Source organism: Bradyrhizobium altum, from assembly GCF_020889705.1.
Lineage (GTDB): Bacteria > Pseudomonadota > Alphaproteobacteria > Rhizobiales > Xanthobacteraceae > Bradyrhizobium > Bradyrhizobium altum.
The window spans coordinates 1-11,899 of sequence record NZ_JACMYP010000267.1; the positions used below are offsets into that span (position 1 = coordinate 1).

Below are 11,899 nucleotides of genomic sequence, written 5' to 3' on the forward strand. Positions count from 1 at the left end.
GTGAGGGGCCCCGTCCTCGAAGGGTGTTCGTGGAGGCAGCCCCTCACCCGGATCGCTCCGCGATCCGACCTCTCCCCGCAAGCGGGGCGAGGTGAAGGAAAGTGACGCTTGTGATCTCCAACGCGGACCGCCCATGGCCTTCTATGTCGTCCAGTTCCTGACCGGTCTTGCCAGCGCGGCGTCGCTGTTCCTGGTCGCTTCGGGCCTGTCGATCATCTTCGGCGTGACGCGGATCGTGAATTTCGCGCATGGCGCGTTCTACATGCTCGGCGCCTACGTCGCCTTCACGCTGACCGAGCGCTTCGCCGGCGCATTCGGTTTCTGGGGCGGCATCGTGGTCGCGGCGCTGGCGGTTGCCGCGATCGGCGTGCTGGTCGAGATGGTGCTGCTGCGCCGGATCTATCATTCGCCCGAGCTGTTCCAGTTGCTCGCCACCTTCGGCCTCACGCTGATGGTCGAGGATCTCGTGGTGCTGATCTGGGGGCCGGACGATCTGGTCGGCCGCCGCGCGCCCGGCTTCAAGGGCGCGATCGATTTCTTCGGCCAGAATATTCCGAGCTACGATCTGTTCCTGATCGTGCTCGGGCCGGTGGTGCTCGGTGTGCTCTGGCTGTTGTTCCAGCGCACTCGCTGGGGTGTGCTGGTGCGCGCGGCAACGCAGGACCGCGACATGGTCGCAGCGCTCGGCGTCAATCAGAAATGGCTGTTCACCAGCGTGTTCGCGCTCGGCGTCTTCCTCGCCGCGCTCGGCGGCGCGCTGCAGATTCCGCGCGATGCGGTCAATCATGCGATGGATCTGCGCGTCATCGTCGAGGTCTTCGTCGTGGTCGTGATCGGCGGCCTCGGCAGCATCATCGGCGCCTTCGTTGCGGCGGTGCTGGTGTCGGAGCTCAACGCCTTCGGCATCCTGATCTTCCCGAAGATCTCCATCATCCTGGTGTTCCTGGTGATGGCGGTGGTGCTGATCGTCCGCCCGTGGGGGCTGTTCGGCAGGCCGGAAGCCCCGGCGCGGCGCACGCCTGGCCTCACGGTCAATCCGTGGCGGCCGCTGACGATGAACGAGCGGCTCGCCGCGATCGCGGTGCTGGTCGTCGCCGCCGCGCTGCCCTTCGTCGCCGGCAATTACGTGCTCACCGTCGGCTCGGAGATCGCGATCTTCGTGATCTTCGCGGTCAGCCTGCACTTCCTGATGTCGGTCGGCGGGCTCGCCTCGTTCGGCCATGCCGCCTATTTCGGCCTCGGCGCCTATGGCGTGGCGCTGCTCGCCAAGATGGCCGGCTTGCCGATGATCGCCTGCCTGCTGCTCGGCCCGCTGCTCGGGCTGCTCGGCGCGGCCGTGTTCGGCTTCTTCGCGGTGCAGCTCTCGGGCGTCTATTTCGCGATGCTGACGCTGGCCTTTGCCCAGATCGTCTGGTCGATCGCATTCCAGTGGGTGTCGGTCACCGGCGGCGACAACGGCATTCTCGGCGTCTGGCCGGAAAAATGGGCGGCGAGCCCGTCGCATTTCTACTGGCTGTCGCTCGGCATCGCCGCGCTCGCAGTCGTGATCCTCCGCATCATCGTGTTCTCGCCGTTCGGCTTTGCGCTGCGCGCCACGCGCGACTCGCCGCTGCGCAGCGAAGCGGTCGGCATCAACGGCAAGCGCATCCAGTGGACCGCCTTCGTGATCGCGGGCACGGTCGCCGGCCTTGCCGGCGCGCTGTTCGCCTACCTCAAGGGCAGCGTCTTCCCTGACAATATGGGCATCTCGCTGTCGGTCGATGCGCTGGTCATGGTGCTGCTCGGCGGCGTCGAGACGGTGTCCGGCGCGGTGGTGGGAGCCATCGTCTACAAGGCGCTCAATATCTGGCTGGTCAGCCAGACCGATCTCTCCAAGCTGGTGCTCGGCGGCTTCGTCGTGCTGATCGTGGTTGCCTTCCCGAAGGGCATCGTCGGCACGCTGGAAGCCCTCATGTATCGCCGGCGTAAATCGTCGTCGTCGGCATCGCCTTTGCTCACCTCCCGTATCGAGACTGCCGAATGAGCATGGTCCCCACATTGTTGTCGGTCGAGGGGCTGACCAAATCCTATGGCGGTGTGCATGCCCTGCGCGGTGTCTCGTTCGAACTGCGCGCCGGCGAGATCCTGGCGCTGATCGGGCCGAACGGCGCGGGCAAGAGCACCTGTTTCGACATGCTCAACGGCCAGAACATTCCGAATTCGGGCCGCATCCGCGTGCTGGGCGCGGAGACCACCGGCAAAAAGCCGCGCGTGATCTGGCGCATGGGCGTCGGCCGCACTTTCCAGATCGCGGCGACTTTCCCGACCATGACGGTGCGCGAGAACGTGCAGGTCGCGCTGGTCTCGCATGGTGGGCAGTTGTTCAACCTGTGGGCCTCGACCGCGCGTCAGGCACGCGACGAGGCCGGGCGGCTGCTCGATCTGGTGGGCATGGGCGCCTATGCGGAGCGGCCCTGCGGCGAGCTCGCCTATGGCGACGTCAAGCGGCTGGAGCTTGCGATCGCGCTCGCCAACCAGCCGAAGCTGCTGCTGATGGACGAGCCGACCGCCGGCATGGCGCCGCGCGAACGCGTCGAGCTGATGCGCCTGACGGCGCGGATCGCGCGCGAGCAGTCGATCGGTGTTCTCTTTACCGAACACGACATGGACGTGGTGTTCGAGCATGCCGACCGCATCCTGGTGCTGAATCGCGGCAGCCTGATCGCCGAAGGCTCGCCCGAGGAAGTGCGCGGAAATGCCCAGGTGCGGGCGATCTATCTCGGCGAAGGCCTCCTCTACGACGCCCGGCACCGCGAGGGAGCATCGGCATGAAGCTCACGGTGAAGGATCTCAACAGTTTCTACGGCCCGGCGCATATCCTGTTCGACATCGCGCTCGAGGTCGGCGAGGGCGAAGTGGTAGCATTGCTCGGCCGCAACGGCGCCGGCAAGTCGACCACGTTCCGCTCCATCGTCGGCCTGATCGAGAACCGCTCCGGCCGCGTCATGTTCGAGGGCCGGGACGTCTCGGAGCTGCCAACGCATGCGATCGTGCGCGGCGGGCTCGGCTATGTGCCCGAGGAACGGCGGATATTCACGGACTTGACGGTCGAGGAGAATCTCGAGGTCGGCCGCCAGCCCAAGCGGCCCAATGCGCCGCAATGGGATCGCGAAAAACTGTTCAAGCTGTTCCCCAATCTCGGCGAGATGCGCGGCCGGCCCGGCGGGCGCATGAGCGGCGGCGAGCAGCAGATGCTGACGATCGCGCGAACGCTGATGGGAAATCCGTCGCTGGTGCTGCTCGACGAGCCCTCGGAAGGGCTGTCGCCGAAGATCGTCGAGCAGATGGTCGACGCGATCCTGGCGATGAAGAAAGAGGGCGTCAGCATCGTCGTGTCAGAGCAGAATCTGCATTTCGCCCGGCTGATCTCGGATCGCGCCTACATCATCGAACGCGGCCGGATCTGTTTTGGCGGCACCATGGCGGAACTTGATGCGCGTCCGGATGTCCGCGACGCGCATCTGTCGCTGTAAAGGGTGGAGTGAAGCGATGGCGAGGAGTGCTGCACAGAAGCGAAGCGTCAAGGCCGCCAAGCCGGGCTACGTGCTGGACGAGCAGATCGGCTTCATCCTGCGCCAGGTGTCGCAGCGCCACGCGGTGATCTTCGCCCGCGAGATCGGCATCAACCTGACGCCGACGCAATGGGCGGCGCTGTCGAAGCTGTCGGAGGTCGGGGCTTGCTCGCAGAACCAGCTCGGGCGGCTGACCTCGATGGACGTTGCGACCATCAAGGGCGTGATCGATCGCTTGACCGCGCGCGGCCTGACCGAGACCTCGCCCGATCCCGACGACGGCCGCCGGCTGATGGTGAGCCTGACGCGCGCCGGTCAGCAGATGGCCGACAAGGCCGCGCCGAATGCGCTCGTGATCTCCAGGGAGACGCTGGCGCCGCTCGACGCCAAGGAGCGCGAGACCCTGATGGCGCTGCTCGGCAGGCTGCGGTAAGCCAAATAAGACCGTCACCCTGAGGTGCTCGCCTCTTCGGCGAGCCTCGAAGGGCGACGGCCCGGCTCTTGCCGCGCAGATCTGGCCGGGCCGTGCATCCTTCGAGGCTCGCTTCGCTCGCACCTCAGGATGACGGGTCATCTATTGCGCCTCACGTCGTCACGATTTCCGGCACCGCGCCCACGGCGTGTTGCGTCCGAACTATGTTGCAAGTCCCAGCGCCAGCGCGACGGCGCCGACCAGCACCAGGCTGACGGCCCAAACCGTGTCCAGATTGAACCAGCTCCGGGCCAGGAATTTGAGGCCGAGGTAGCGGTAGACCAGCCACGCGAGACATCCGCCGGCCGCGATCATCGCGCCGGCATGGACGATGGAGACCAGCACAGCCATCGTGAGGCTGGTGTCGATCAGGAAGTTGGCCGCCGCGTGGCCTTGGTCCGGCTCAGCCTCGCGGCATAGTCCGAGATAGATCGGCACCAGCATCAGCGCCGCGCCGTGGGCGATCGCCACCGCGAACGACCACAAAGCGAGTTGCGTCGGTGGTATCCGCGCCAAGGCCCGCGGATGGCGCCGGTCGATCAGCCGATAGATGCCGAAGACGATCACAAGCAGGCTGGCGCCGATCCGGATCGTGCGCTGCCATTCGACGAGGGTGATCAGCAGCGCAAAGGGAAGGATCACGAGCAGCATCGCCAGCAGGTGACCGATTGCGAGCGGGCCAAGCGCGGCCAGCAGCGCGCGCGAACTCCTTTGCATCAATCCGGCCGAAACCGCGAGCGGCCAGCCCATGCCCGGGTTGATCCCGTGGTAGAGGCCGCTCGCAATCACCGCCAGCCACAGCCAGGCCGCTGTCCAGTCGGCTGCACTCACATTCAGGCCGACGGATAGCAGAACGAATCCGTTGAGCAGTCGCCGCCGTCGAGCCGGATCTGGTGCGCGCGGTACCCGTCGGGGAGGCTGACCCAGTAGTCCTTTGCCAGTTCAAGCCCGCCGCCCGGGCTGGCATTCGCCATCACCTCGGCGCCGGGAATGCCTTGCGGATAGAACTGGTCGTCCCAGGTCGAGTAAAGCGAGTTGGTCCAGTAGACCCGCTTGCCGTCGCGGCTGATCTCGACCATCTGCGGACCGCCGGCAAATGCCTGTCCGTTGGGATGCGGAGTGCGGCGGGTGATCCCGCCGATGCGCACCGATCCGGCGAGTTTTGGCTTGCGCGGATCGCTGACATCGTATTGGCGCATCTCGCCGGTGGCCCAGCAGGAGACGTAGAGGAACTTGTCGTCCATCGACAGGTCGATGTCGGTCACCAGCGGCGGCACGGCGCCGAAACCCTGCAGCAGCGGCGGCAGCTGCTCCTTCGGCGCGGGCTCGGGCGGAATCGTCGCCGTCTTCTCGATGTGAAACTTGCCGCCTTCGCGCCACCAGGTCCAGATCGAGCCCTCGAGGTTCGTGGTATCGACCACGACGCCGACGAAGCCGTATTCGCGAACCGGATCGTGTGCGGGACGCACCTCCAGCGCCATCTGATGGTTGGCGCCGAGATCGATGGTCTGCACATTGCGGCGCGCCCGCAGATCCCAGAAGTGGATGCGATGGCCGTATTTGTTCGAGAGCAGGTCCTCTGGCACGATCCCGTTCTCGAATTGCGGCGGCAGCGCCCATTCGCTGCTCACCATGTAGTCGCGCGGCAGATTCCACCAGAAGTCATAGTGCTTGGTCTGGGGACCACGATCGATCTCCCAGCGTCCGAGCACTTCGAAGGTCTCGCAGTCCATGATGAAGACGCCGGGCGGTCCATCGGTGCCGTCCTTGCCGCCACCGAGCGTGGAGACGTAAATGCCGTCCGGGCCGCAGTGGATGGTATGCGGCCGCGAATAGCCGGTCTTCCTGAAGACCTCCTCGGGCTCGATGATCTTGTGGATCTTCGCCTGCGTCGGATCCGGCTTGGTGTCGATGATGTAGATCCGCGACGACCGCATACCGGGAACGATGAGATAGCGGCGCTCGATGAAGGCATGTCCCGCAAGCGGGGACAATGCCGAGGAACACGCGTTCCAGCCGAAATGGTGAAACTCGTCGCCCTTGTTGGGCATCGTCACGGTGTGGACGATCTTGCTGTAGGTCGGCGAGCCCGGCTTAACGTCGATGACGGCGAGCGCGTCGGGCTTGGAAAAGTCCGGGCTGAGCAGCACGGTGTAGGCGAATTTCTCGGCCGGAGCTTCCATCGCAAGCTTCGGCGACGCGTGAAACGTGGGATCTGGCCTCATCGTCATCGTGCTGCCTCCTGTTTGCTGGTGTGGACCAACACGGCACAGCGGCATGCGGCAGGAACTATTCCGGATCGTCGCGTGACTCTTGCGAGCGCCGCCGGCTAGGTTCGCGTGGCGGCACGATACACCTCAATGATGACGGGCGAAAGCAACGTTCCGATGTGGTCAGATGGCGCGTCCTGCGCGGACCGCGTCATTCCGGGCGCGACGAAGTCGCGAACCCGGAATGACGGTCATCGAGCTCGATTACTTCGCCACGATCTCCGGCACCTTGCCTGCGGGCGGCGTGTTGCGGCTGCGCTGGGTGCGGACGATGCCGTCGATGATGGTCATGCCGATGCCCGGGAGATCGCCGAGCTGAACGCTCTCCAGGATGTTCTTGCCCGGCGAATGCTGCGCCTTGTCCATCAGCACGAAATCGGCGGAGCGGCCGACCTCGATCAGGCCGCAGTCGAGCTCGCGCATCCGCGCGGTGTTGCCGGTCGCAAGGCAGAACGCCAGCTCGGCGGGCAGCTCGCCGAGCGAGGACAGCAGCGAAACCATCCGCAGGATGCCGAGCGGCTGCACGCCGGAGCCGGCCGGCGCGTCGGTGCCGAGGATGACGCGGTGCAAGTCGCCCATCTCGCGCGCGGTGCGCAGCGTGAACAGCGCCGAACGCTCGTTGCCGTTGTGCACCAGCTCGAGCCCGCGCTTGCAGCCCTCGCAGATGCAGCGGATCTGGTCGTCGGGCAGCGCAGTGTGGCCGCCATTGATGTGGCCGACCACGTCGGTGTCGGCCTCCAGCACCACGTCCTTGTCGATCAGGCCCGAGCCGGGGATCGAGGGACCGCCGGTGTGGATCGTGCTTTGAATGCCGTATTTGCGCGCCCAGCCGACCATCTTGCGCGCGGTGGGGCCGTCCTTGACGCCGCCGAGCCCGACTTCGCCGAGCAGCTTGACGCCGGCTGCGGCCATTTCCTTGAAATCGTCCTCGACCATCTCGCATTCGATCACAGGCGCGCCGGCATGCACCTTCACGCCGCCCGGCCGCAGCGTCCAGAACGCGCGCTGCGCGAAGATCGCCATCGCCTTCACGCCGACGACGTCGCGCGGCCGGCCGGGCATATGCACCTCGCCGGCGGAGATCATGGTGGTGACGCCGCCGTGCAGATAGCTGTCGATCCAGCTGCTCTGGTTCTGCCGCGGCGTCCAGTCGCCGGCGACGGGATGGACGTGGCTGTCGATCAGGCCGGGCGCGACGGTCGTGCCGTTGGCATCGACGATCGTGGTGGCGCCTTCGGTATCGACGTCCTTGAAGCGGCCGATCGCGGTGATCCTGCCGTTCTCGGCGACGATGGTATCGGCGTCCAGGATCGGCCTTTCCAGCGCTCCCGACAGCAGTAGCCCGATGTTGCGGATCACCAGCTTGCTGGGGCCGGTGGCCTGGGGCGCGTCGTGAGCCATGGGTGTTTTCCTTCAGTTTTCTTTCCGAAATTGCCCGGGAATTTGAGCCCGGCTTGACTTTCGGATCAAGCCGGATTATTCGTTTGTATACGAATGATCGTATACAAGCGATCCGGCCGGCCAACGGGGTTCAAGTCCCTTTCCGCCGCAGCACAAATCAGGGATTGGTGCGATGAGCAATTTCAACCAGGAAAGCGTCCTCAGCGTTCATCACTGGACCGACACGCTGTTCTCCTTCAAGACCACGCGCAATCCGTCGTTCCGTTTCCGCAACGGCGAGTTCACCATGATCGGGCTCAAGGTCGGCGAGAAGCCGCTGCTGCGGGCCTACAGCGTCGCCAGCGCGAATTACGAGGACACGTTGGAGTTCTTCTCGATCAAGGTTCCGGACGGCCCGCTGACCTCGCGCCTCCAGCATCTCAAGGAAGGCGACGAGATCATCGTCAGCCGCAAGGCCACCGGCACGCTGGTCATCGACAACCTCGAAGACGGCCGCAACCTCTATCTGATTGGCACCGGCACCGGCCTCGCGCCGTTCCTCAGCGTGATCAAGGATCCCGAGACCTATGACCGGTTCGAGAAGGTCGTGCTGCTGCACGGCTGCCGCCGCGTCAAGGAGCTCGCCTATGGCGAGATGATCACCGAGAAGCTGCCGCAGGACGAATTGATCGGCGAGCTGGTGCGCGACCAGCTGATCTATTACCCGACCGTGACGCGCGATCCGTTCCGCAACCGCGGCCGCATCACCGACCTCATCACCTCGCGCAAGCTGTTCGCCGACATCGGCCTGCCGGCGCTCGATGCCGCGCATGACCGCGTCATGATCTGTGGCTCGCCGGCGCTGGTCGCCGACACCCGCACGCTGCTGGGCGGCCGCGGCTTCGTCGAGGGCAATCATGGCGAACCCGCGCAGTTCGTGGTGGAGAAGGCGTTCGCCGAACGCTGATCTTCGCAGCGAGGGCGGAAGCAATCCATCTTCCGGTACAGCCGGGAGCAATGGATTGCTTCGCTCCGCTGGATCAAGCCGATGCGTCAGGGCCTGACCGCCGGCGTCTCGATCGGCATGCCGCGTGCCCGCGACATCAGATAGAGCTCGAGCTCGACCAGCTCGGGCGAACCATAATCATAGGCCTGCGCCCGAATGCCGGTGATGCAGGCGCGCAGCCGCCGCTGCAACGATCCGAGTGACTGCCATTCCAGCCGGTACAGCGGATAACCGGTCGGCTGTCCCTGCGTGATCGCGCTTCCCGCGAGCTTCTTGTCCCAGACATCGTCGTGGCAATTGGTGCAGCCGAGATTGAGCTGGCCCTGCCGCTGCATGAACAGTGCGTGGCCCCTCTCGACGAATGGCGCGAGTTCCGGATCGTCGCCGGCTGCGATCGGCATGCCGCGTGACTGCTGCGCGACAAAGGCTGATAGCGCCAGCAGCTCGCGGCTTTCATAGGCGAAGGGTGATGCCTGCTGGTGGTTGGTGCGGCAGAGGTTGATCCGCCCTTCGAGGTCGACCGGCCTTCCCAGCGCCTTCTCGAAGGCGGGGTAGTGCGCCGCGACGCCCTTCATGCTGATGCGCGCATCATTGTGGCAGTCGGCGCAGGCCTTGTCCGCGCCGCCGGCCTTGCGCGTCCACAGCGCTTCGCCGTCGAGCACAAAGAGCATGCCTGGATTGGCGGTGTCCTCGTCCTGCATCGCCCTGGTGTCCGGGCTCATGAAGCTGTAGCCGGAGCGGCGCTCGGATAGCGGAATCTCCGCGGCCAGCGAGGTGCCCGCCATCGCCGTCAGCAGCGCGATGCAGACCGCAATCTTCATTCGACCGTGATCGAAGCCTGCGCGGTCTCCGAAAACCCCCTGTCGCCGATCCACTCGAACTCGAACTTGCCGCTCTCGGTCACGGTGGTGAAGAAGGTGATGAACGGATTGGCCGCGATCGCCGGATAAAGATCGGCGCGGAACACTTCCGTGCCGTTGAAGCGGCAAGTGAAACTCGTGATGATGTCGCGCGGCACCACGTCGCCCGACGCGGTGTGGCGATAGCCGGTCTCCATGATGTGCGACATCAGCGTCTTGATCTCGATGACGCTGCCGCGCTTGGCCTTGGCCGGCACGTTGATCAGGGCCGACGGCATCAGATCGCCTCCTCGGTGCAGGCGGCGAGCGTCACCACGACGTCAGCGGTTGCCGACCAGAACGTGTCGTCGGACAGCCGTGCGATGGCGGTGACCTTCTGGCTGTCGGCGAGGCGGATGCGGGTCGATATTTGCGCGCGTCCGGCGCGCGGCCCGAGATAGAAATTGCCGATGTTCGGCTGCGGGTTCTTATCGTTGAAGACGTGGATGCTCTTCACATACTCGTCCGCCGTCATCGGGCCGGTGACGCTGACCGTCATCGGCACCGTGTTGCCGTTCTCGACCAGCGGCGGGATGTCGAGCTTGACCTTGCCGGTGTGCACATTGGCTTCACCGACGACATTGCGGATCGCGGCCGACAGCATCGCTGGCGTTGCGTCGACAGGGCGCACGATCACCAACACTGCGGCGCCTCCGGCGAGGCTCAGAACCGTGCGGCGTGTGGTGTGGTTTGAATTCGCCATCGACAATTGGTCCTAGTTCTTCAGCGTCACCAGATAGGCCACGATATCCTCGATCTGCTCCGCCGACAGGATCGGCTTGCCGCGCCATGAGGCGCCGACACGCGTAAGCCCGCCGACGCGATAGTAGGACGGCATGATCGTCGTCGCATTGAGGTGTGATGCATCGACCAGCCGGAGCCGCAATTGTCCTTCCGACCAGCGGCTGCCGCTGCCAGTGAGGTTCGGCGCGAGGTCGCCCTGGAACGCCTGCTCGGGAAATGGGCCGCTGTGGCAGAGGATGCAAGTCGAGGAACGCTCGACGATCAGCGCCCGGCCGCGGAGTGCGTCACCCTTGGCTCCCGATAGCGAGGCCGGGATCACATCGCCGACCACGGTGTAGGGCCGCAGTTCCTCGGCACGGGCGGACGCGCAGGTTGCGAGCAGTTCTGCGGCGAAGACTATTGTGAGAGCGAGCCTAGCCAAAGGCGTCTCCCGTGATGCTCCTGAACCAGTCGATCGCCTGGTCGGCCTCGCGCTGGCGAACCTCGCGCGGCGCGTCGACCGGGCTCGTGCTCACCTCGGCCTCGGCGTATTGATCTTCCTTCGGCTGATAGATGCCCTTCAGCGAGAAGGCGTAGCCCGGCGCGACCGTGTTGTAGCAGGCGCCATCGAGCCGCGGCGTCTCCGGCGCCTTGCCTGCAAGCGCGTTGACGATCGCGGCTGCACAGGCCCGGCCTTGCGCCGCCGCCGCGGAAGCGGATTTCGGAATGCCGCCGGCGATCGCGGCGTCACCGATGACGTGGATATTTGGCACGAGCTTCGAGGCAAAGCTGACCGGATCGATCGGGCACCAGCCGGTGTGGTCGGCGGCGCCGGCGATCTCCGCGATACGGCCGGCTCTTTGCGGCGGGATCACATTGGCGACCGCGGCGGTGTAGTTGCCGAAGTCGGTGACGATCTCGTTGGTCGCCGGATCGACCGACGTCACCCGTCCGCCTTGCGACAGCGCGATCCGCTCGATCATGCCGGGATAGAGCTCCGCCCAGGCCTTCTCGAACAGCTTCTGCTGCGAGTAATTGTCCTTGGCGTCGAGCACCAGGATCTTTGACTTCGGCTTCTTCGCCTTGAGGTAATGCGCGATCAGGCTGGCGCGCTCGTAAGGCGCCGGCGGGCATCGCAACGGCGCGGCCGGCACCGCGATCACGACCAGGCCGCCATCATCCATGGCCTCGAGCTGCTTGCGCAACAGCATGGTCTGCGCGCCGGCCTTCCAGGCATGCGGCATCTTCTCGGCGGCTGCCTCGTCATAGCCGGAGAGGGCGTCGAAGCGCATGTCGATGCCGGGGGCGAGCACAAGCCGGTCATAGGACAGCGCTGTGCCATCGGAAAGAACAATGGTGCGCGCCTGCGCGTCGATCTTGGCGGCCGCTTGCGCGACGACGGTGATGCCGTCGGCCGCAACCTTGTCATAAGTGAACTGCTGCATGGAGAGTTCGCGCAAGCCCGCGATCACCTCGTTGCTGAACGGGCAGGCGGTGAAGGTCTTGTTCGGCTCGATCAGCGTGACCTGGATTTTTGGATCGAGCCGCCGCAGCGCCCGCGCGCAGGCCGCGCCGCCGAAGCCGCCGCCGATCACCGT

General features: G+C 65.5%; 13 protein-coding genes. 5 read left to right on the forward strand and 8 right to left on the reverse strand.

Features of this window, described 5'->3' with window-relative positions:
- The first annotated feature begins 133 nt into the window (after nucleotides 1-133).
- Genes H8B02_RS38960 through H8B02_RS38975 form a run of 4 tightly spaced genes read left to right on the forward strand, consistent with a single transcriptional unit; the run spans nucleotide 134 to nucleotide 3,984 of the window.
- Entirely contained in the window at nucleotides 134-2,023 is a 1,890-nt protein-coding gene (locus tag H8B02_RS38960; RefSeq protein WP_229171035.1) for an ABC transporter permease, read from the forward strand.
- Complete coding sequence (locus H8B02_RS38965; protein ID WP_229171036.1) at nucleotides 2,020-2,811, forward strand: ABC transporter ATP-binding protein; 792 nt, start codon at nucleotides 2,020-2,022, stop codon at nucleotides 2,809-2,811. Before H8B02_RS38960 ends, H8B02_RS38965 begins: the two co-directional genes overlap by 4 nt.
- Nucleotides 2,808-3,512, forward strand: coding sequence for an ABC transporter ATP-binding protein (locus tag H8B02_RS38970; protein WP_229171037.1), 705 nt, complete (start codon nucleotides 2,808-2,810; stop codon nucleotides 3,510-3,512). Before H8B02_RS38965 ends, H8B02_RS38970 begins: the two co-directional genes overlap by 4 nt.
- Before the next feature lie 16 nt (nucleotides 3,513-3,528).
- Nucleotides 3,529-3,984 (forward strand): MarR family winged helix-turn-helix transcriptional regulator, encoded by a 456-nt coding sequence (locus H8B02_RS38975; RefSeq protein ID WP_229171038.1) that lies wholly within the window; start codon nucleotides 3,529-3,531, stop codon nucleotides 3,982-3,984.
- A gap of 201 nt (nucleotides 3,985-4,185) precedes the next feature.
- Here H8B02_RS38975 and H8B02_RS38980 read toward each other — a convergent pair whose 3' ends face one another.
- The 3 genes from H8B02_RS38980 to H8B02_RS38990 all read right to left on the reverse strand — a co-directional run bounded on the left by H8B02_RS38980 (nucleotide 4,186) and on the right by H8B02_RS38990 (nucleotide 7,694).
- Nucleotides 4,186-4,854 carry a hypothetical protein gene (locus H8B02_RS38980; RefSeq protein WP_229171039.1) on the reverse strand — a complete coding sequence of 223 codons (669 nt, stop codon included), beginning with the start codon at nucleotides 4,852-4,854 and terminating at the stop codon, nucleotides 4,186-4,188.
- Between the two features lie 2 nt (nucleotides 4,855-4,856).
- Entirely contained in the window at nucleotides 4,857-6,254 is a 1,398-nt protein-coding gene (locus H8B02_RS38985) for a selenium-binding protein SBP56-related protein (RefSeq protein ID WP_229171040.1), read from the reverse strand.
- Between the two features lie 243 nt (nucleotides 6,255-6,497).
- Nucleotides 6,498-7,694, reverse strand: a complete 1,197-nt coding sequence (locus H8B02_RS38990) for an amidohydrolase family protein (RefSeq protein ID WP_229171041.1) — start codon at nucleotides 7,692-7,694, stop codon at nucleotides 6,498-6,500.
- A gap of 172 nt (nucleotides 7,695-7,866) precedes the next feature.
- Between H8B02_RS38990 and H8B02_RS38995 the strand changes: the two genes are divergently transcribed.
- Nucleotides 7,867-8,640, forward strand: coding sequence for a ferredoxin--NADP reductase (locus tag H8B02_RS38995; RefSeq protein ID WP_229171042.1), 774 nt, complete (start codon nucleotides 7,867-7,869; stop codon nucleotides 8,638-8,640).
- Nucleotides 8,641-8,726: 86 nt separating this feature from the next.
- On the opposite strand, the gene soxA is transcribed toward H8B02_RS38995, so the two are convergent.
- The 5 genes from soxA to H8B02_RS39020 form a co-directional block, all read right to left on the reverse strand.
- Nucleotides 8,727-9,500, reverse strand: coding sequence for a sulfur oxidation c-type cytochrome SoxA (soxA, locus tag H8B02_RS39000; protein WP_229171043.1), 774 nt, complete (start codon nucleotides 9,498-9,500; stop codon nucleotides 8,727-8,729).
- A complete protein-coding gene (gene soxZ, locus H8B02_RS39005) occupies nucleotides 9,497-9,817 on the reverse strand; it encodes a thiosulfate oxidation carrier complex protein SoxZ (protein WP_229171044.1) in 321 nt (106 codons plus the stop codon). The genes soxA and soxZ overlap by 4 nt, the downstream gene beginning before the upstream one ends.
- Nucleotides 9,817-10,281, reverse strand: coding sequence for a SoxY-related AACIE arm protein (locus tag H8B02_RS39010; protein ID WP_229171045.1), 465 nt, complete (start codon nucleotides 10,279-10,281; stop codon nucleotides 9,817-9,819). The genes soxZ and H8B02_RS39010 overlap by 1 nt, the downstream gene beginning before the upstream one ends.
- Before the next feature lie 12 nt (nucleotides 10,282-10,293).
- The gene (soxX, locus tag H8B02_RS39015; RefSeq protein ID WP_233287927.1) at nucleotides 10,294-10,743 is read right to left on the reverse strand and encodes a sulfur oxidation c-type cytochrome SoxX; all 450 of its coding nucleotides are present in this window, start codon (nucleotides 10,741-10,743) and stop codon (nucleotides 10,294-10,296) included.
- Nucleotides 10,736-11,899, reverse strand: a 1,164-nt coding sequence (locus H8B02_RS39020) for an NAD(P)/FAD-dependent oxidoreductase (RefSeq protein ID WP_229171046.1), incomplete at its 5' end; no start/stop codon positions are given. The genes H8B02_RS39020 and soxX, both read right to left, overlap by 8 nt.